Origin of the sequence: Stappia sp., assembly GCF_048268045.1 — a bacterium.
GTDB lineage: Bacteria > Pseudomonadota > Alphaproteobacteria > Rhizobiales > Stappiaceae > Stappia.
In genome coordinates this window covers 48,609-69,013 of the sequence record NZ_JBLWWG010000015.1, presented here as the reverse complement: position 1 = coordinate 69,013, position 20,405 = coordinate 48,609, and the positions used below count along the sequence as shown (strand labels likewise).

General features: G+C 65.5%; 14 protein-coding genes, 2 tRNA genes and 1 CRISPR repeat array. Of the genes, 7 read left to right on the top strand and 9 right to left on the bottom strand.

Going from position 1 to position 20,405, the window contains the following annotated elements; all coding sequences use genetic code 11:
• On the bottom strand, positions 1-3,636 hold a 3,636-nt coding region (locus tag ACN0WF_RS18550; RefSeq protein ID WP_417774249.1), incomplete at its 3' end, for a beta strand repeat-containing protein.
• A gap of 9 nt (positions 3,637-3,645) precedes the next feature.
• On the opposite strand from ACN0WF_RS18550, the gene ACN0WF_RS18545 reads away from it, so the two are divergent.
• Positions 3,646-4,104, top strand: coding sequence for a hypothetical protein (locus ACN0WF_RS18545; protein ID WP_417774248.1), 459 nt, complete (start codon positions 3,646-3,648; stop codon positions 4,102-4,104).
• 319 nt (positions 4,105-4,423) lie between these two features.
• Here ACN0WF_RS18545 and ACN0WF_RS18540 read toward each other — a convergent pair whose 3' ends face one another.
• From ACN0WF_RS18540 to ACN0WF_RS18525, 4 genes are all read right to left on the bottom strand, one after another.
• Positions 4,424-4,798, bottom strand: coding sequence for a hypothetical protein (locus ACN0WF_RS18540; RefSeq protein WP_417774247.1), 375 nt, complete (start codon positions 4,796-4,798; stop codon positions 4,424-4,426).
• Positions 4,799-5,473: 675 nt separating this feature from the next.
• Positions 5,474-7,636: an EAL domain-containing protein gene (locus ACN0WF_RS18535; RefSeq protein ID WP_417774246.1), complete on the bottom strand. Its 2,163-nt coding sequence runs from the start codon at positions 7,634-7,636 to the stop codon at positions 5,474-5,476.
• 212 nt (positions 7,637-7,848) lie between these two features.
• On the bottom strand, positions 7,849-8,400 hold the full coding sequence (locus ACN0WF_RS18530) for a DUF192 domain-containing protein (protein ID WP_417774245.1): 552 nt from the start codon (positions 8,398-8,400) through the stop codon (positions 7,849-7,851).
• Positions 8,400-8,984 carry a cold-shock protein gene (locus ACN0WF_RS18525; protein WP_417774244.1) on the bottom strand — a complete coding sequence of 195 codons (585 nt, stop codon included), beginning with the start codon at positions 8,982-8,984 and terminating at the stop codon, positions 8,400-8,402. Before ACN0WF_RS18525 ends, ACN0WF_RS18530 begins: the two co-directional genes overlap by 1 nt.
• Positions 8,985-9,340: 356 nt before the next feature.
• Here ACN0WF_RS18525 and ACN0WF_RS18520 point away from each other — a divergent pair.
• A tRNA-Glu gene (locus tag ACN0WF_RS18520) sits at positions 9,341-9,416 on the top strand.
• Positions 9,417-9,578: 162 nt separating this feature from the next.
• On the opposite strand, the gene ACN0WF_RS18515 is transcribed toward ACN0WF_RS18520, so the two are convergent.
• Positions 9,579-10,592 (bottom strand): YeiH family protein, encoded by a 1,014-nt coding sequence (locus ACN0WF_RS18515; RefSeq protein ID WP_417774243.1) that lies wholly within the window; start codon positions 10,590-10,592, stop codon positions 9,579-9,581.
• Between the two features lie 705 nt (positions 10,593-11,297).
• Here ACN0WF_RS18515 and ACN0WF_RS18510 point away from each other — a divergent pair.
• The 5 genes from ACN0WF_RS18510 (at position 11,298) to ACN0WF_RS18490 (ending at position 17,186) form a co-directional block, all read left to right on the top strand.
• On the top strand, positions 11,298-12,221 hold the full coding sequence (locus ACN0WF_RS18510) for a CRISPR-associated endonuclease Cas3'' (RefSeq protein WP_417774242.1): 924 nt from the start codon (positions 11,298-11,300) through the stop codon (positions 12,219-12,221).
• Positions 12,222-12,224: 3 nt separating this feature from the next.
• Positions 12,225-13,277, top strand: coding sequence for a multidrug transporter subunit MdtN (gene mdtN, locus ACN0WF_RS18505; protein ID WP_417774241.1), 1,053 nt, complete (start codon positions 12,225-12,227; stop codon positions 13,275-13,277).
• Positions 13,264-15,057 (top strand): FUSC family protein, encoded by a 1,794-nt coding sequence (locus tag ACN0WF_RS18500; RefSeq protein ID WP_417774240.1) that lies wholly within the window; start codon positions 13,264-13,266, stop codon positions 15,055-15,057. Before mdtN ends, ACN0WF_RS18500 begins: the two co-directional genes overlap by 14 nt.
• An 84-nt stretch (positions 15,058-15,141) precedes the next feature.
• A complete protein-coding gene (locus ACN0WF_RS18495; RefSeq protein ID WP_417774239.1) occupies positions 15,142-16,257 on the top strand; it encodes a linear amide C-N hydrolase in 1,116 nt (371 codons plus the stop codon).
• Between the two features lie 113 nt (positions 16,258-16,370).
• The gene (locus ACN0WF_RS18490; RefSeq protein ID WP_417774238.1) at positions 16,371-17,186 is read left to right on the top strand and encodes a hypothetical protein; all 816 of its coding nucleotides are present in this window, start codon (positions 16,371-16,373) and stop codon (positions 17,184-17,186) included.
• A 24-nt stretch (positions 17,187-17,210) separates the two neighbouring features.
• Here ACN0WF_RS18490 and ACN0WF_RS18485 read toward each other — a convergent pair whose 3' ends face one another.
• From ACN0WF_RS18485 to ACN0WF_RS18475, 3 genes are all read right to left on the bottom strand, one after another.
• Positions 17,211-18,659, bottom strand: coding sequence for a TolC family protein (locus ACN0WF_RS18485; RefSeq protein ID WP_417774237.1), 1,449 nt, complete (start codon positions 18,657-18,659; stop codon positions 17,211-17,213).
• A 415-nt stretch (positions 18,660-19,074) separates the two neighbouring features.
• A CRISPR array of direct repeats spans positions 19,075-19,502; the repeat unit is 32 nt; unit sequence GTCGCTCCCTTCGCGGGAGCGTGGATCGAAAC.
• A gap of 160 nt (positions 19,503-19,662) precedes the next feature.
• Positions 19,663-19,738 (bottom strand) — tRNA-Val (locus tag ACN0WF_RS18480).
• 353 nt (positions 19,739-20,091) lie between these two features.
• Positions 20,092-20,367: an HU family DNA-binding protein gene (locus tag ACN0WF_RS18475; protein WP_417774236.1), complete on the bottom strand. Its 276-nt coding sequence runs from the start codon at positions 20,365-20,367 to the stop codon at positions 20,092-20,094.
• Positions 20,368-20,405 lie beyond the last annotated feature (38 nt).

The window sequence follows — 20,405 nt, the reverse complement described above, 5'->3', positions numbered from 1 at the left end:
ATAGCCGGCGATGGCACCCCGCGCGGCGACATGGACGTCACCCGCGACAGTGCCGGCACCACCCAGCCCGGCCATGTCCGGGCCGCCGCCGACATCGAAGCGGTTGGTGCCAGTGCCGAGCGTGCCGTTGACGAGAAGCAAGCCCCGCGAGACCAGCACGTCGCCGGTGAAGCCGGAACTGTCGCCCGTCAGGAGGGCGGCGCCCGTCCCGGTCTTTTCCAGGCCGATGCCGGCCGCGGCCGTGATCGTCGAGCCGATGGTGGCCCCAAGGTTGCCGTCAACATTGAGGAACGCGGTCGTGCCGGAAGCAGGCGCAAGGTCGAGCGTGCCGCCAGACAGCGTATAGCCGTCGGTCTTGAACTGCAGCGTGTCGACCGACTGCGTGCCATCCACCGTGACCGTGCCGGCCGTGCCTGCGAAGACCGCGACCGAGCCGACGGAGGCGCCGTTGATGTTGGCCTCGCCGGGCGCGCCGGTCCAGTTGGTGCCGGTCGTTGACCAGGTGCCAGTGCCGCCATCCACCGTGCCATTCCCGACCGCGTCCGCGCCGTCCCAGAACTGCAGCACCTGTCCGTCGGCGAGCACCACCATGTTCACCTGGCCGGGGATGCCGGTCTGGATCGTGCCGGTGACGCCGCTGAAACCGGTCACGTTGACCGTGTCATAGGCGCCCGACAGGGCGCCGCCATACTGATAGAGCTGGTAGTAGCCGGCGGAGCCTGCTGTCGCATTGAGCGTGCCGGCGAGCGCCAGGTCGCCACCGACCTTGACGAGATCGTTGGACGTCCCGCCAACGATGCCGGCTGCGCCCAGTTCGAACGTGGACGTGGAGCCGCTGTCCAGCGTGAGATCGCCATTGATGGTGAACGTGCCAGGGCTGTTACCGGCCGACAGGGTCGCGCCCGAGTTGATCGTCACATCGCCGCCGAGCGTGCCGGTTCCACCAAGCGTGCCGCCGGCAACCGTCGTTGTGCCGGTAAAGGCGGAGCCATCGCCGTTGTAAAGAAGCGTGCCGGCGCCGGTCTTGGTGAGATTGCCCGAGCCCGCGAGGGTGCCGGAGAGCGTCAGCGCGTTGGCCGTCTGGATCGTGCCGGAGCCCGCGCCGATCGTCACGCCGGAGGCGAGTGTGACACCGCTGCCGGTGACACCGAGCGTGCCGCCATCGAGCGTCAGACCGCCCGTGCCGAGATTGGAGCCATCGGCAATCGTCAGCGTGCCCGCCTTGACCGTCGTGGTGCCCGTGTGGGTGCTGGTTCCGGAGAGGGTGAGCGTACCGGCACCGGTCTTGGTGAGGTCGCCGGAGCCCGAGATGGCACCGCCAAACGTCGCCCCGCTGCCGCTGATGTCGATGGTGCCTGACCCGGCCGCAAGCGAGATGGTGTTGGCGAGGGTGGCCGAATTGCCCGTGACCGCAAACGTGCCGCCGTCAAGCGTGAGCGCGCTGGCACTCAGGTTGTAGCCGTCCGTGACGGACAGCGTGCCCGCCTTGATCGTCGTGGAGCCGATATGGGTGCTGATCCCGGAGAGCGTGAGCGTTCCGGTGCCGGTCTTCACCAGATTACCGGCACCGGTAATGCCTCCCGAAGCGGTGACCGCATTGTCTTGCGTGTCGATCGTGCCGGTGGTGTTTGAGTTCAGATAGATCGCGTTGTCGATCGTGGCGGAGGCCGTCACCTCGAGCGTGGCGGTCTCGAAGGCGATCGAGTTGGCGCCCAGGTTGTCGTCGCTGGCGATCGACAGGGTGCCGCCGCCCAGGATCGTGGTGCCGGAATAGGTGTTGTTGCCCGTGAGGATGAGCTTGCCCGCGCCGGTCTTGACGAGGTCGCCGTTACCGGAAATGACGCCCGATGCGGTGAAGCTCTTTGCGGGATCGGCAACGTTGATCTTCGCCGACTTGTAGTTGTTGATGTTCATTGCGCGCGCGGTGGCGGAGAAATCCGCTCCCGCCTGTAGCGTACCGCCATTGAAGACGATCGCCGAGGAGAGGTCGCCAAGGCTGCCGTCATCCTTGGCGGTCAAGGTGCCGGCGGTCAGGATCGTGTCGCCGGTATAGGTGTTGCTGCCCGAAAGGACGAGCGTTCCCGCGCCGACCTTCTCCAGGTCGCCGGGACCGGCGACCTGCGATGCGATCTCGGTCGAGACGCCCGCATCGACATTGATCGTGCCGGTCGTACCCGAGGCGGGAGCGATGTTGAGCGTGCCGCCGGACAGCGTATAGCCGTCGGTCTTGAACTGCAGCGTGTCGAAGTCCTGCGTGCCATCCACCGTGACCGTGCCGGCCGTGCCGCTGAAGACGGCGACGGACTTCTCGTAAGGGCCGTTGATGCCGGCGGCACCCGGCGCGCCGGTCCAGTTGGTGCCGATCGAGGACCAGGTGCCCGTGCCGCCGTCGACCGTCCCGTTGCCGGTCGCGTCCGCGCCGTCCCAGAACTGGATCACCTGGCCGGATCCCGCAACGAAGAGATTGACCTGGCCGGGGATGCCGGTCTGAACCGTGCCCGTGCCGCCGCTGAAACCGGTCACGTTGACCGTGTCATAGGCGCCCGACAGCGTGCCGCCATACTGATAGAGCTGGTAGTAGCCGGCGGAGCCGACGGTGGCGTTGAGCGCGCCGGCGAGCGTCAGGTTGCCGCCGACCCGGACGAGGTCGTTCGACGCCCCGCCGACCGTGCCGGCCGTTCCCAGTTCGAACTCGGATGTGGAACCGGAAAAAAGAAACAGCTCCCCAACACTCAGGGTCCCGGGACTGTTGCCGGCCGAAAGCGTTGCCCCGGACTGGATGCGGACCGTGCCCCCGATCGTTCCCGACCCACCGAGAGCGCCCTCGGCAATGTTCAGGGACCCGCTGAAGCCGGAGCCATCGCCATTGTAGATGAACGAGCCTGCTCCATGCTTGTTCAAGACCCCCGCGCCCGACAGCGCGCCTGAGACCACCAGATCGGCGTCCCTGTTCTGGATCGCCGCGTCATAGGTGACCTCGAGATCGCGCGTCAACTGGGTGAAGCCGGTCCCGTTGATCTGCAGCAGGCCGGTGTTAAGCGTTATGGCCCCATTCGCCGCGCCGAGATTGGCGTCGGAGGAAACGGAAAGCCTGCCGCCATTGACCGTCGTGCCGCCAGTATAGGTGTTGGTGCCGCTGAGCGTCAGGGCTCCGAGGCCGCTCTTCTGGAGCGACCCGCTGCCGGAAATCGTGTTGGCGATTTCAACATCGTCGACCTGGGTGATCTCCAGGCTGCCGGTGACGGCAATGCCGCCGTTCAGAATGGAATCGGACCCAAGCGAGAGACGGTTGCTGCCGCCTGTGAATTCGATGGCATTGGCGCGGGTGCCGCTGGTGCCGGAGAGCCCGCCGGAAATCGTGCCATTGTTGGAAATAGATAGCCCTGACCCGATAATACCGGCGCCGCCAGCGGCATCCCCCCGCCCTGCGCCGCCGTTGCCGCCCGCGATGGTGGCTGATGTGTTGTTGGTGACAAACACCCCGGACACGGACGTGGAGAGGCCTGCTCCGCCCGTGCCGCCATAGCCACGGGATCCGTTGGTGCCAAAGGCCCCATGGGCGCCGCCCAGTCCACCCTGACCGCCCGCGCCACCCGTGATGGCGGCATTGTTGGTGATCTCCACGGCAGCATTCACGGCGACGCCATGACCACCTTCGCCACCGCCGCCGCCGCCGCCACCGCCGCCGAATTCTGCGTTGTCACCGCCATTGGCCCCATCGCCGCCGTTTTGCGCCGTCCTGTCACCTGCAATCACTGCCGAGGTGGAGATTGCCGCTCCGTGCGCGCCCCCCGTGCCGCCATCACCGCCGGCGCCTCCTGGAGCACTCGTTGCACCGGTTCCGCCTGCAAAGCCGCCGGCACCGCCACCACCACCACCGCCATTGCCTGCGTTATCTACGCCGGCGGTCCCATTGCTTCCGCCGTTTCCCGCTGTACCGCCGCCGCCGCCGCGCCCTACGATGGAGAAACTGCCGGCTGGGCCTTGTCCACCATCACCACCCCTGCCACCGCCGGCTTGAGCGGTTCCGAGGCCCATGGCGGTCGCAACGGTGAGCGCGGTCCCGAGCAGGAGAGTGGTTCTGAGCCTGCGGGAGGCGCCTGATCGCGCCCGGCCTGCCGTATCGCAAGTCCCGCAAGCCGTTGTTTTCAATGTGTCCATGGATCCCCCTCGGCGCGATGCCATGCGGTCAGGCGCCGGCGTGGCATGGCCGCGGCGCACGTTGTGTCAGCAACGCTCTTTTTGCGCGGGAGACGCGACGGGGTGAATCCCCTGTTCAGGGGTTCTTGTTCGTTTTCAGCCCCTTGCCGAGCCACAGGGCCATCAGGCTGGTGCGACTGGAAACACCATATTTGCGGAAGATCCGCTTCACGTGGTCGTGGGCGCTCTGCGGGCTATGGTTGTTCTGCTCCGCGATCCGTCTCTATGTCAGGCCGAGCAGCAGCCCTTGCAGGACAAGCTGTTCGGTCGGAGTGAGCGGTGTGGAGGCCCAGATGGAAGCATGCCGGTCCGAGGCTCTATAGTAGTTTCGATAGGATGGCCCCTTGAGCCACTCCGGCGTCGCCAGCTCGCTCAGCGGAAAGACCCAGAACGCGCCGGCCAGTTCTACATTGCGCGTGGTGGTGATGTCGGGCTCGCCGTTTTCCATCTCGGCAAAGGCCTGGTCGATTGCCTCACTGGTGACGCCGCAAGGGTTCAGCGTGAACACTGTGCGGGGCCGCCATCCCTTCATCGGACCGCCGCCCGGGCTCCAGTTCAGCCGCACGCAGCCGATCCAGTCCGCGTTCTGCGCATCCATGAGGGCGCAGATCTCTTTCAGCAAAAACCTGCGAGACGCATGGATATCCCCACCGCGCCGAAGGCGGGAAGGTCGTCCCAGAGCTTGTGGATCTGGTCCAGGCTCGGGGAAGAGCCGTGCATGAAAAGGTCACAAATTGAAGGGAGGCCAGGAGGACGGTGGAGCTGTGTTTATCCGGTTTCCCTATCAAGGTCAGAAGCTTGGCTGCTTGCTACGCTGGCCGGGCGGTCAACACCTGCCGGCATACTCACTCAACATATCTCGGGGCGAGGGTATGGCCCGGCCTGGACCGGGTGAGAGCGCCGGGCAACAGCGCCTCAACCGTTTGAAGCCGGACCGTCTTCCGCAGGCGTGACCTTCGCAGCCGGCTCCCGCCCCGGTGCTATGAATCTAGGGGCTATTCAGACTTCGCCGGAGCTCTCACCACAACTGCCTCCGACACTGCGCTCATTGAGGCCTTCGCGTCTTCGCTGGTTGCTCAACCCGCGCCTCACGGCGTAACTGAAACGGCCAAGGCTCCAATCGCCGCTGGATGAAAGTTCAGTGGCAGGTCAAATCGCCTCAACCAGATGCAGGAGCATCGTGAGCTGCCATGAGCAGCGCGCGGACAACGATGTCGCCGCCGTCAAACTTGCTGCTCTGCGCATCTGGATCAGAGCGTTATGAGTCCGCTTCCTAGGCCGCGCGGATCTTGAACTCGCGAACAAGCCGCTCCTTTGCAACGGGAAGACCGATGCCATAGCCTTGGAGAAACTCGCAGCCGAGCGCGGCGAGAGTCTCCATTTGTGCATCGGTCTCCACGCCTTCCGCAACAACGGGAATGTCGAACGCGCGCGCCAGCCGGATCGTTGCCTCAAGCACATCCCGGCCGTTTCCAGCGCCGTCGGCAGCGGCAACGATCGAACGGTCGATCTTCATGTAGTCGAAGCTGAAGCCGCGCAACATGGCGATGCTGGCAAAGCCGGCACCGAAATCGTCCAGCGCGATCCGCACCCCCCTGCCCTGCAGAAACGCGAACACCTGCTGCGCCCGGTCGGGATCCGCGATCAGCAAGCTCTCTGTCACCTCAAGCACCAGCAGCGAAGGGTCGGTCGCGGTGGCCTTCAACTCGGCCAGAACGCTTTCCGCGAAAGCCGGGTTGCGCAGCTGGACGGGGGAGATGTTCACCGAGACCGGCACACACTGCCAGCCCTTGGCGTCCCGAAGCGCCATGCGCAGCACCTGCAATCCGAGCTTCTCGATCAACCCCGTGCGCTCCGCCAGCGGAATGAACACGTCCGGGCTCACCGCACCGTCCGAAGCGCTCCAGCGCGCCAGCGCCTCCACACCCCGAAGTTCGCGCGTCGCGGTTTCGACGATGGGCTGGTAGGCAACTCCCACGCGCCCCCCGTCGATGGCAGCCGAGAGGTCCGCCTCGAGCACGGCCATGCGGTCCCGATCCAGGTCCATCTCCGGCACATAGCCCACCGCCGTGTGCTTTCCCGCGTCCTTGGCCCGGTACAGCGCCACGTCGGCCCGGCGTATCAATTCCAGCGGGGTAACGCCCGGCTCCAACGTGGCATAGCCAATGCTGACGCCGACATGAAGCGCATGCGCCTGCACGGAAAACGGCGCCACGAAGGCATCGAGAACGGTTCGCGCGACACCCTGCGGGGCGTCCTCGCCCTCAAGAAGAAGCGCGAACTCATCGCCGCCCAACCGCGCCACGGCGACAATCTCGTGATGCACGTCGCGCAGCCGTTTGCCGACCTTTGCAAGCAGCATATCGCCGACGAAATGCCCCCACGAATCATTGACGTTCTTGAAGCCGTCGAGATCGAGAAAATAGAGCGTCACCGGCTGGAGAGGTGCCGGGTCGCCGGTTATCGCATCAAGCTGGCGGAGCAGGCCGGATCGGTTCAGCGTGTCGCTGAGCGCATCGTGCGTGGCATCATATTGCGCCTTGCGCGCCAGCCGGCGCAGCCGAGACGTCTCCAGCGACCCGGCCAGCAGCACCATGACGAGAAACGCGGCGAGAATGCCGCTTGCAAGCACCAGCATCGGCCGAAGGCTCTCCAGGGCCCTGTTGCCCGGGAGCTCGCTCGGCCAGGACAGGAAGGCGACTTCAGTGCCCTGTCGGTCGGTCAGTGGCAGGTTCAGCTCTTGCGCCACCGGCCTTCGGTGTAACTGCAGCCCCTGGAGACGATGATTTTGGGCGAAGGCGTCGAGCGTCTCCTCATCGAGGAACTTCACGAGCGTCAGAACCGGGTAGATTTCCTCAGGGTCGGCGCCCTCGAAGGGCTGAATGGCCTGCGAACTCACCAGAGCGATCCCATCGCCCGCCTTGAAGACATTGACGACGGCCGACTTGCTCGCATGTCGCACGCTCATCGACTGTTCCATGAAGCCGTCTCCGAAGACAGAAACGGGCTCGAACGGCTTGCCCTTCATGTAGGCGGCCATGATCTTGCCGTCCGGGCCCATGACGACTGCGGCATCGTAGAGAGGATAGTCGGCGGTGGTGCTTCCCCAGTTGTCGTAGATCCAGGGCCCAGGGTTCGACGATCCGACGACGGACTGGTAGGCGATGTCCCAGACCGTGTTGTCGCGCGTGATGGACACCATGCGAATTTTCAAGCCGCCAAAGGCCGCCCGCGCGGCACTGAGCGCCCGTTCGTCGTCGATCTTGTTGACGGTCTCGCGCATAGAGATGACCACATGCGAGACGATGAGCGTCAGCAGTATCGCCACGGCAAGGAAGATGGCGGTGACGAGCGAAATCGACAGGATCTGCCGCCTGGAAACCAGTGGCGGTCCCGCTCTTCGCGCATCTTCCGATCGATCACCCGTCTTCTGCACCGACACCATCCACCGCGTTGCGCCTGTTGAACAGATCTTGGCAATAGTACGCAGACTGACGTTACGTAGATTTATACGCAACCAGTCAATTATGCCCTATTCTGAAAGTAAATATGCTCCGTACGGGACAGACACAGCGGTATCGAAGCGCCGGGCCTGGCCGACGTCAGGTCCTTTTCGACATCTGTCCGGCTTGTCGATGCGTGCTGGGTCTAGTCGCCGCCGTTGACTGCCTTGGCTTGCACCACATCACCAACCTTGATGTCGAGCTCCGCAGCCCGTCCGCCCGGGATCTCCAGCACGTAGCGCACGACCGCGCGCGAAGGCACCAGCTCCTCTGAAAGCGGCGTGGCATTGCGTGCGATATGGGCGATGCGGCCGGACTTCTCGATGAACAGCATATCGAGCGGGATCAGCGTGTTGCGCATCCAGAACGCCACCTCGCGCTCTTCCTTGAAGTCGAACAGCATGCCCGCGTCGGGTGCAAGCTCAGTGCGGAACATCAGCCCGCGGGCGCGATCGGCCGGCGTTTCAGCGATCTCGACCTCGAACCTGTGCCGCCCCGACGGAGAGACAATGACCAGCGCATCGCGGCGAAGCGCCTCGACCTCTGCGGACTGGGCAAGCGCCCGACCGCCGAGGACCGGTGAAAGCCCGGCAAGCGGTGTCGCCACCGAAAAGGCGGCAACAAGGGAAAGCAGAAGAAGCGTGACACCGAACCGCCTGCGACGCGGCCAACGATCTTCCGGCAGCAGCGCGCGCATCAATGCGAGGAAGGAATGTGGACGCCCTCGCCATCGGGACGGATCTCGGCGGCCATGCGCCCCTTGGGGCCGCTGCCAAAGCGCACCATGACCGTCTGGCCGGGCCGCAGTTCCGTGACGCCGAAGCGGCGAAGCGTCTCCATGTGGACGAAGATGTCCTCCGTCCCTTCGCCCTGGGTCAGGAAACCGAAGCCCTTGACCCGGTTGAACCACTTGACGGTGGCCAGCTCATAGCCACCTTCCGGGGTGACCTGAACGTGGGTGCGAGAGGGGGGAAGCTGGGAGGGATGAACCGCCGTGCTTTCGTCCATCGACAGGATGCGGAACGCCTGAAGCCCGCGCGTCCCGGGAACCGCCTCGCAGACGACGCGAGACCCCTCATAGGCCGTGCGATACCCGTCACGGCGCAGGCACGTCACATGCAGCAGGACATCGGAACTGCCGTCGTCCGGCACGATGAACCCGTACCCCTTGGCGACGTCGAACCATTTGATCGAACCGGCGACAACGGTGAGATCCGCAGCGGTCTCTCCCGTGTCCGCTTCGTGTTCGGCCCCCGCCGCCTTAGCCCCCAAGTCTTTCATCGTCCACGCCTCTGATACGCCGCAAGCTGGATCCATCTGCGCGACATCGCAAAACCTACGATTCCGCCTTTCAAGGATAACATCCCGAAAGGCTCGAACCAGACCTATTTGCGAAAAAGTGTCACCTGCGCCTTCGATGCAACTCTGTCCGTATTCAAGCGATTCGCAAAGCCTTGGTTAAAAGATGCCTTGCCGGCTTTCCTCATTCCGGCCGTGGCGGACGGTGCGCCGCCCCGTGTTGGCGCCCGCACCACCCCGACTTTCGACCGGCATCGCATACCTGTGGATGACGGCACGCCTTCCCCCTTGCCCCCTTGAAAAAACCCGCTTATAACCCCGCCACATTGACGGACCGGGCGCCCATCGTCTAGCGGTCTAGGACGTCGCCCTTTCACGGCGAAAACACGGGTTCGAGTCCCGTTGGGCGTACCACTTTCCGGTTATCCGCGGTTCGAGCATGCCTCCCGCGCGACCGTCGGTGCGAAACAGCATACCTTCCCGAGAACACTGATCGACAGAGCGTCTCTCGCAACGACTTTGCGTATCGCCCCCTGCGGCGTTGATTTGCACCAAGGGCGGCGGGTCCGGGCGCGGTCAGCCGCCGGCGATGCCCGTCTCCACCGCCAGCAGCGCCAGCCCCAGCAGCAGCAGCGTCTCGCAAACGACGATGGCGACATGCTTCCAGCCAAGCTGCATCATGTCCTTGAGGTTGGTGCGCACGCCGAGTGCCGAAATCGCGATGACGAGCATCCAGGATGACAGGTCGATGCCTGGCGCGGCAACCGCCTGCGGCACCAGACCGAGGCTGTTCAACGCCGAGACGACAACGAAGCCCACCACGAACAACGGCAGTCGGATCGCTCCCCCACGGCCACCGGAGCCGCGCGAGATGGCCAGCAGCGCGACGATCAGAACCACCGGCAGCATCGCCACACGCACCAGCTTGATGATGGTGGCGATGTCGCCGGCCTCCGGCGAGATCGAGTAGCCGGCGCCGACCACCTGCGCCACGTCGTGCACGGTTGCCCCGATCATGAAGCCGCTTTGCGTGTCCGCCAGCCCCAGGAAGGCAAAGAGGATCGGATAGGCGATCATGGCCAGCGTGGACAATGCCGTTACAGAAACAACCGTGAACAGCGTGTTGCGCTCGCTGTCCTTGTCGGGCGGGATCGTCGCGGCCAGCGCAAGCGCCGCCGAGGCACCGCAGATCGCTACCGCACCGCCGGTCAGCAGGCCAAAGCGCCAGCCCCTGCCGAAGATCCGGGCGCAGACAAAACCGCTGGCGATTGTCGCAGCCATCAGCCCCAGCACGGTGAGAAACGTCCAGGGGCCCAGCGCGACCACATCACCGGCGGTGATGCGCAGGCCGAGCAGCACGATGCCGGCGCGAAGCAGCGTCTTCGAGGCCGTTTCAAGCCCGGAAGCGAAGCGGGGGTCGTCGGAGAGAAAATTGAACGCCATGCCGATCAGCAAGGCGAACAGCATCACCGGTGCGCCGTAGTGCTCGCTGAGAAACTTGGCGGCCGTGGCGACCACGAGCGCAAGAAGCACGCCCGGAAACAGGGGCGCGAGGCTGCTGCGCACCCGCATGGGGGAAAAAAAGGTCATGAAGGTCGCCGAAGGTTGCGATGCGAAGGGAATGGAATGCTCGCCAAGGCGTCACCAGGAGCAATCCGCCGCCCTTCATACCAGATTATTCGAACGCTATTCCAGCAACCAGGAATTTGACGCGCCATTTCGCCCTGATGCACGCATGTCGGCAGCGGCCGGCGTGCATCCTTCATTACTAAATCAAATTTGCAAATTCAGACGTGCGTTTGCGAAATGCGAATCTGGCGACGCTCGCCCATTTCCGATTTGCATCACCCACTGGCGGCGACGTCCCGGATGACACACGAAACGACGCAGAACACACAAAAACCGCAAGATCGGCCAACTGGCACGCTTCTTGGAAGTAAACTTGCAAGCGCAAGGCAATGTGCGGCGGAGGGTCAGCCCGCCAAACATAAGCAGCGCCAAGGAAACCGCGACCGCCCCATCGGCCAAACCAGATCGCGGATCCCGATCACCTATCGCGCCTGCCAGGGTCCCCCATTGCCATCTCCCCCACCCCGGATGGCCCTACCTGGCAGGCGCACCTTACTTCCCGGATGCTTATAGTCTCACCAGACAGACCGCCGCCTGCCGTGCGCCGCAGGCGGCCGCCGGTGGATCGTCGCGAAAGCCTCTCCCCGCCACTTGCCGCACCGATTGTTCGTAACTACGCTCGCAACGTTTGATTGCGAAATTCCCCCGTGCGAACTTCGGATCTGGATGGACCATCACTACGCCCACTCGGTCGAGAACGAGAGCCCGGAGCACTGGCAGCGGCTCGACGACCACCTGTCTCAGGTCGCCTCCCTGTCCCGAGACTTTGCCATGGCGTTCGGCGCGGAGCGCGCGGCCGAACGCGCCGGTCTCCTGCACGATCTCGGGAAATACACGCCGGCCTTCCAGCGCTACATCCGGGGAGAGAGGCGCACCGGCGGCAAGGGACCGGACCACTCGACCGCCGGAGCGGTCGAGGCGCTCGCGCGCTCCGGCGCGGTGCCCGAAAGCTGGATGGCGTGGCTTGTCGCTCATGCCATCGCAGGGCATCACGCCGGCCTTGCCGACGGCGCGGATCTCGCAGGCCCGAATGGCCGGCTGGCGAAGGCGCTGGAGCCGCTCGACCCGCTTTGGAGACAGGAGATCGAGCCCGACGACGGCGCGCTCTGGCCGTCAGGCTTCCGCCCGCATGAAGACCGGGCTCGCCACGGGTTCCAGCTTTCCGTGCTCGGGCGCATGATCTTCTCGTGCCTTGTCGATGAGCGGGAAACGCCACGACAACAGGCACTTCCGGCGCGTTCACCTTTCCCGCTTTTCGCCTCCTGCCGCTTTGCACCGCGCGCCCGCCTCGTCTACCCTGCAAGGAGTCGGGGCGACGGGTTCGCGCAAAAGGGGAACAGACCGAACATGACGATGTTTCCCATCCTGTCCTTGTCGATGCAGGCGATGGCCCCTTCCGTCCCACTTTTTGGAAGTTTCTTTCCGTCCTGGCTGATCTGCCTCCTCATCGCGGTGATCCTGACGGTCGCAACACGCGTGGTCTTCGTCATAACCGGCGTCGACGACATTCTCCGCTGGCGCGTGCCGACCTACATGAGCATGACGCTCGCGCTGACGTTCCTGATGTCCCTCATGTTCTTCGGTCGCTGACGAATGAGCCCAACAAAGAGAACACGCCTGGCCATCCTCGCGGGCACCGCGATCAGTCTGGCCATCATCGCAACCGCCGCCACGCTGGCCTATCGGGCGCATGTCTTTGCCGAAGCCAACCCGATGTCGGACGATGCCTCGGTGCTGGCCGAGGTGATCAAGGTCGCGACAGGCGTCGCCGGGCGGATCAAGGCGGTGCGCGTCGCCGAGAATGCCTTCGTCCGCAAGGGCGATGTGCTGATCGAGCTGGACGACACCGCGTATCGGCTGGCTGTCGGGCAGACGCGGGCGGATCTCGAGATCGCCCAGGCGGCGGCGAGCGACAAATCGCGCAACATTCGCGCGGAACTGGCCAACGCGGAGGTTGCCGCCGGACAGGTCGAGCGGGCGCGCTCCAACCTGGAACTGGCGTCGCAATCGCTCGAGCGGCTTCTTCCCATGGCCTCCAAGGGATATGTCTCCGCCCAGCAGGTCGACGACGCGCGCACGCTGAAACGCGATGCCGAGGTAAGTCTCAAGGAGGCCTTGCGCCAGCAAGAAGCCGCGGAAGCGCTCGTCGGCGACGAGGTTGGCGCGGAAGCACTCATCGTCGCCCGCCGCGCCGCGCTGGCGATCGCCGAACATGAGCTCGCCGGCACCGTGCTGCGCGCCGCCCATGACGGTCGGGTGGTCGGACTGACGGCCTCGGAAGGGGACTATGTGCTCCCGGCGCAATCGATGTTCACGCTCATCAAGACCGGCGCATGGTACGTCAACGCCAACTACACCGAAACCGTTCTGCCCGGCATCTCCGCCGGCGATTGCGCCACGATCCATGTGCTGGCCGACAGCAGGAGAAAGATAAAGGGCGTCGTGGAAGGCGTCGGCTGGGGGGTAAGCTCCAAGGACCTGGTGAACCTGCCGATCGCGCTTCCGATCGTGCCAAAGTCGCTCGACTGGGTCCGGGTGCAGCAGAGGTTTCCTGTTCGCATCCGCCTCATCGATCCGCCCGCCGACCTGATGAGGGTTGGCGCCTCCGCGGTCTCCACCATCCATCGCAACAATGACGCCTGCTAGTCCTTCGGTTGCGACGCCGCTCGCCCGGATCTGGCGCGACCTTCAGCCGTTTGACGGGAGACTTGCCCTCACCTGGCGCATCGCGCTGCTCTGCGCCCTGGTGACAGGGGTGGCGATGACCTACCGGATCCCGGAAGCCGCGATCAGCTGCTACCTCGTCATCTTCCTGATGAAACCGGATGCGGCCATGAACTGCCTGCTCGGCGTCGGCCTGATCGCCCTCGCCTCGCTGGTCGTGCTGGCGATGATACCGGTGATCAACCTCAGCATCGACAGCCCGCCCGCCCGTCTGGCGATCATCTTCTTCGCCACCTACATCTTCCTGTTCCTCGCCTCGGCGACCCCGCTGGGCGAGCAGGCCGCCATCGTCGGCCTCATCATCGCCTTCATCATGACCCTGGTCACAGACGTGCCCGTCGGCCAGATCGGCGATCAGGGGCTGCTTGCCGCCTGGAAAATGGCCTGCATGCCGATGGCGCTCATGGTGCTTCTCAACCTGGTCGTCGGCACCCCGCCACATGTGCATGTGCGCCGGCGGATCGTGAACCGGCTGCGCACCGCTGCCGACGCGCTCGAGACGCCCGGGCATCGCGCCGACCTCGACGACCTTCTCGCCGCCGGCAACGACGCCTCACTGCAGCAGGTGCTCCTGGCAAGGCTTCTGCACCTCACGCCCCGGCAGCGGACGACCTGGCTCAATGGCGCGGTGGAGACGAGCTACAAGATCCTGCTCGTTGCCGATGCTTCACCGCAGGCGCTGCCGCCGGAGCGGCGGAGTGCGCTCGCCCGCTTGCTTCGCGGTGCAGCCGAACGGATCAGCGCCGGCGAACGGCCCGAGCCCCCGCCCACCGCAGCCGTGCACGACGATACGGCGGAAGGGGCGCTCATGGAGGCGCTGTCGCGCCTGAGCCGGCCCGACGGCGGCGCCTCGCCCGTTCCAGAGAGCCCCCCTCTCCTTGCGGCCGACGCGTTTTCCTCGCCCCGCCATCAGCGTTACGCCCTGAAGACGTCGGTGGCTGCCGTCATCTGCTATCTCGTCTACACGGCGGCAGGCTGGGACGGCATCCACACCGCGCTCATCACCTGCTATGTCGCTGCGCTCGGCACCACCGGCGAGACCCTTTACAAGCTCACGCTGCGTCTGGTCGGATGTCTCATCGGCGCCGCCATGGGGTGCGCCGCCCTGATCTTCGTGATGCCGAGCCTGACGAGCATCGGCGGGCTCATGGTCCTCGTGTTCGCGGCCGTCATGGTCGCCGCCTGGGTCTCGACCGGCAGCGAGCGCATTTCCTACGCCGGCGTGCAGATCGCCCTGGCGTTCCTGCTGACGACGCTCAACGGCTTCGGTCCCAGCTTCGACTTCTCCCAGGCCGGCGACCGGATCATGGGCATCCTGCTCGGGATCTTCGTGATCTACGTGATCTTCACCCAGTTCTGGCCGGCAAGTGTCGTCGACGGGATCCGCACGCGCCTGCAACAGGCGGCCGCGGCTCTCGCCTCGCTTGCCGCAGCCACACCGGGCGAGCGCCAGGCCGACATCCGCACGGCGGCCGAGATCCAGAAGACCTTCGGCGAAACGGGAGACCTTCTCGCCATGGCCTTCTTCGAGCCCCGGCGGCAACGCGCCAGCGACGCGGACCTTCGCCACCTCGCCGCCCTGCGCGCGGAACTGAAGAGCCTTTGTCCGCAAGTCCGCTTCGCCCCCGCCCTCGACGACAGGCTTCACGCCCGGCTGCACCGCCTCGCCGGGGACCAGTCGGGCGGGACGAGAACACCCTGACGAGCGGGCCCGCCGTGGCCCGACAAGCCCCACCGCCTGCTCCGGCCAGGACCGCCGGTCAGTTCGAGAAAGGACATCGAGACAATGTGTACCTCCCTCACCTATCGCGACGCTTCCGGCAAAGTCTATTTCGGCCGGACACTCGAACTGACCATGGACCTCCCCTACCAGGTGGTCTACTTCCCCGCCGGGGTCGCCTATTCCTCCCATATCGAGGGGCACCCGGCGCTGGAATATACCGGCAGCCACGGCGTGCTGGCGGTGACAATGCCGGGCCGGCTACCGAGCGCCGAGGCTCCCCTCGGCTTCGCCGACTTCAAGGTCCTGGAAGGAATGAATGACAAGGGCCTGACCTTCAGCCTGCTTTCCTATCCGGCTGCAGGCGGGCAGCACCAGGCCGTGGCGGCGACACAGGCCGTGCTTTCGGCCTCCGACCTCGGGACCTGGGCGCTGGGCCAGTTCGCAACCGTCGGCGAGGTCAGGGACGCCATGGCGGCTCAACCCGTTCTGCTCGAGGCGCTGGCGCTGCTCGGCGGGGTCGAGTCCCCGTTCCACTACGTCGTCCATGACGCCGGCGGCGCGTCTCTGGTGATCGAGTTCAACAATGGCGCGATGTCGGTGCACGACAACCCGGTCGGCGTGATGACCAACGGTCCGGAATTCCCCTGGCACCTGAGGAACCTGGACAACTACACGTTCCTCAGCAACGTGGACGCCTCGAGCGCGGTCTTCGGCTCCTACAAGGCGGTCCAGCCGGACTCGGGGATCGCCACCGCAGGCCTGCCCTCCTCCAACACCTCCGTCGGGCGTTTTGTCCGCGCGGCCTATTACGCGCAGTTCACGGAGAACGCGAAGACGGCGGACATGGCGGTCCTGACGCTGGCCCATGTCATGAACAATTTCGACCGGCCGCGCGGCGCCACGATCGACTACCCGGGCAAGGAGGGCGGGCACCTGGAAGTGGCGGGGCTTTCCCATCCTAGCGACGAGGCCTACGCAACGGAATACACCTGCTGGACGAACCTCTCCGACCTCGACCGCAAGCGGTTCTACCTGCGCACGTACAAAAGCCTGAACTACGCGAGCTTCAACCTCGACGATCTTGCGGGCGGGACCGGCGTCTGCGTCCTTCCCGTCAGCCATCTTGACGGCTTGAGCGGCGACGCGACCGAAACGCTGAAGCAGGCCGCCGCATCGTAAGGCAGCGGACGCGGGAGACGTCCCGCGTCCATCCTTGAGCCCGGCGCTCCGTCCGGGCATCCGCGGGGACCTGGCGGCGGCCAGGTCCCCGCAGCAGTTGCGGGAATGTCTCCATGGAGCTCGGCGGACCGAAGCCCTTCGTCACGATACGCAGCGTCCTGCGGAACGGTCACAGGATTGTCCTGCGTGCCCGCCAGTACCGCAAAGGCCTGCAGCGCCATCCCGACCAACGGGAAGTCCCGTTCTGGCACCGGCCGGCCTACAACTGGTGGAACGGCCTTCTCTTCGCCGTCGGGTCGCTGCATTTCGTCATCGCCAGCCTGTTGTCGCTGGTGCCCGGCCCGCTCACCGCCTGGCAGATCGCGGTGATCTTCTTCGTCGGATCGATCTTCTTCACGACAGCCGGCTTCATGCAGAACTTCCAGGCGGCCAATGCCACGGAGCTGACTGACGCACCCTCCGCCTTCGTGCCCGCCAGAAGATGGCGGCTGATCGGCTGGAGCCCGTCGAGCCTGGGCTGGCTCAGCACAGTCACACAGTTCGCCGGCACGGTGATGTTCAACTTCAACACGTTCGACGCCATCGACCCGCCCGCGCAATGGTACGTTCAGGACCTGACGATCTGGCTGCCGGGCATGATCGGCTCGGCTCTGTTCCTGGTTTCGGGCTATTTCGCCTACATGGAGGCCGGCCACGCCTACTGGTCGTGGAAGCCGGCGAGCCTCGACTGGCAGATCGTCTTCGCAAACCTGCTCGGCTGCGTCTTCTTCATGACAGCTGGCGTCCTGGCCTATGTCCCCAGAGGCGACGAGCCGTCCTGGATCGCCTTCGTCGCCAATCTGCACCTGTGCCTCGGCGCGACCGGTTTCCTGATTGGCGCGGTCCTGATGATGCGGGAAAGCAAGCAAGGCGAACCGCTGCCGGCCTGAGCCGGAGGCGGCCGGATCGCTGGCCTATCGCAGCGCTTCCGAGGGCGCGGCACTCGACGTCATGTTGCCCAGCGTGAAAGCCAGGGTCGACGCCGCGATGAGGGCGGCCGCGTGAGCGTCCGCCTGGGCTTGCCTCGCGTCAAGAAGGCCGCTCTCGGCGGTCGTGACATCCGTCAGCGTGCCGAGGCCGTTCTGATACGCCTCGAAGGCCGCATCGTAGGTCACGCTTGCCGCGCGACGCAACTCGCTCGCCGCCTCGTAGGATGCCAGCGCCGAGCTCACCGCGTTCGATGTGACCAGGATCTCGCGCACTGCGGCGTCGCGGGTCTGCCGGTGAAGCGCGACGGCCGCGGCGGTGGCGGAGGCGGCCTGGCGTTGCCTGTTCGCCCGGATCTGGCCGTCGAAGATCGGGATGCTCGCTCCGACCATGACGCCGCTCGTCGTGCCCTGCAGGCCGACCCCGGGAAGAGCCCCGGACTGCACCCTGCCGCGATTGGAGGCGGCGACGGCACCGAGATAGACCTTGGGCAGGAACGCCGCCGCGGCGGCCCGCTCGTTCGCCTCGCTCGCCTTGACGGCGGCGTAGCTGGCAAGTACGTCCGGGCGGCGCGACAGCGCCTGCTGGATCACCTTGTCGGCGGGAACGGCGCGCGCCCTTGGCAGGCGGCGCCCGGCCGATGTCGCAACGCGCACCTTCGCCTTGGGATCGAGACCGACGGCGCCGGTCAGGTCCTGATAGGCGTCGTCGACGCCGTCGCGCGCCTGTACCAGCCGGAAATTGGATTGCGCCACCAGTTGCTTCGCCTGCGCGACCTCGATGCTCGTGCCGATGCCGTTGGAAAACCGCGCTTGCGCCGCCGCCAGGACCTTCCCGCTGTTGGCGCGCGTCTGCTCGGCGATTGCAGTCTTCTGCCGGGCGACACCGTAGAGATAATAGGCGCGCGTGATGTTGTGGATCAGCACCTGATGCGATCCGTTGAACGAAACATTGGCCGCGTAGGCCGTTTGCTTGGAGGCCTCCAGCAGGGCCTGGCGTTCACCGAAATCGAAGAGCAGCCATTGCAGGGCGATATTCGGGGTGACGCCGCTGGCCTTCGTGGACACGTAGTCGGTGCCGCCCTTGAGGTCCGGCAGGGGCGTCACGACGTCCTGATATCCCGCGATTACATTGGCGGAAATCATCGGCAGGAACGTGCCCTCGGCTATCCCCACGGCGGCGGCGGCCTGACGGGCCTGCTCCCAGGCAACGCGGGTGGACGGGTGCGAGCGTTGGCCGAGGTCGATCAGTTCGGCAAGGTCATAGGTCTTGCCCGACAGCACCTGGACGGGGGACCGCGACGCCTCTGTCAGCGCCGCGTCGCCAATCGCGCCCTGCACGCCAAAGCCACCGCCTTGACCGCCTGGGTCCCAGGGCCTGTCCGGCGCGGAGGACGTCAGCCCCGACGGATCGGCGATGCAGCCCGCCAGCCCCATGCAAACCCCGAAGGCCGCCGCTCTCTTAGCGTGTCTCGGTCTCATTCAATCCACCACATACGGGGCACATGGCCGGTTGGCCAAACGCGATGCCAGCCGGCAGGATCGCAAACCGACGGCTTCGATGAAAGGCCTCGCCCTCACTTTCCTGTTGCTCACCTGGATCATGGCACGCAACGTGTCCTGCGGGCGCGACCCTGACCGGCTCGCGGTGAACGCCCCCACGCAATGGCGCGGTGCGAACCGCAAGCGTATCGTGAAACCCCGCGGGTTTCGCACCTCCCCTAGACCCTTGAAATATCAGATTAATCCCTCGCAGACCGTCCCCGTGAGGGCCCCGACGAACCGCAAGACCACGAGGTTCGCACAACCGCCTTTGTTTTCTCAGGAAAACGAGTGTGTTACGACACCCCCGGTCGCTCCCTTCGCGGGAGCGCGGATCGAAACCGCGAAAAGACCAGACACGCTTGGAGGTTTCGCCAGTCGCTCCCTTCGCGGGAGCGTGGATCGAAACATCCTCGCCAACCCACCCCGCACCGGCGCCGCCCGTCGCTCCCTTCGCGGGAGCGTGGATCGAAACGGTGGTCGCGCAACACGGCGCGGGCATGAGAAAGTCGCTCCCTTCGCGGGAGCGTGGATCGAAACACGCCGCCCTCGAGCGAGGAGGGGCAGGTGCCCTGTCGCTCCCTTCGCGGGAGCGTGGATCGAAACGCCTATCTGGTCGACCCCATGGTGCGCGTCGCCTCGTCGCTCCCTTCGCGGGAGCGTGGATCGAAACATTCGACACATGCGCATACGCGCTACGCTAGGAGTCGCTCCCTTCGCGGGAGCGTGGATACACCCGAAGTGAGTCAGTGCGGGCGCACCGGAGTGCCCGCACTGACTGCCAGGAGGCGATGGGCGACGCCAGCCGAAGGTTCCACGCAGTCGTTTCTGGCATGCCGACAACCGCTGCCAGCCAGAAAAATCATGCTCTGCAAAAACAAGAAGACCGGGAGAAAAATGGTGGGCGGTGAGAGACTCGAACTCCCGACATCCTCGGTGTAAACGAGGCGCTCTACCAACTGAGCTAACCGCCCGGCGGGCCGAAGGGCCCTGCAGGGAGTGCTGTCGCATCCCTCCCGAGGACTATGGGGAAACTCCCCTCTCCCCGGCGTTTCGGAAACGACCGCATCTTGCCGCGAACCGCGCATTCGCGCGTGCGGCTCGAGCCTTTTAAGCCGCGCCGCCTCGAAGATCAACTGCCGCGCGGGGCGAAATCCAACGTCGGCGCGATGGTCCGGCGCGGTCGCGCGCAAACAGCACGAAAACCGTGCCGCAGGCGCCATGTTTCCCACGATGAACCCGGCTGCCCCCTTCACGCAGCAGACGCAAAACGGCCCCGCAGGGGCTCCTGCAGGGCCGTTCGCATAGTCCGGAAGGGGTCCGCCTATCAGGCGTTGACCGCGTCCTTGAGGCCCTTGCCGGCCTTGAACTTCGGCGTCTTGGACGCCGGGATCTGGATCGTCTCACCCGTGCGCGGGTTGCGTCCCTCGGAAGCGGCGCGCTCGGAGACCGAGAAGTTGCCAAAACCGATGATGCGGACTTCGCCGCCGCTCTTCAGCGTGCCGGTGATCGCGTCCAGCGAAGCATCGACCGCCTCTCCGGCCTGCGCCTTGGTGAGGCCCGTCTTGTCTGCGACAGCGGCGATCAGATCGTTTTTGTTCATGGCAGTCCCTTTCCTGGAAACAGAAAGCCCTAGATTCG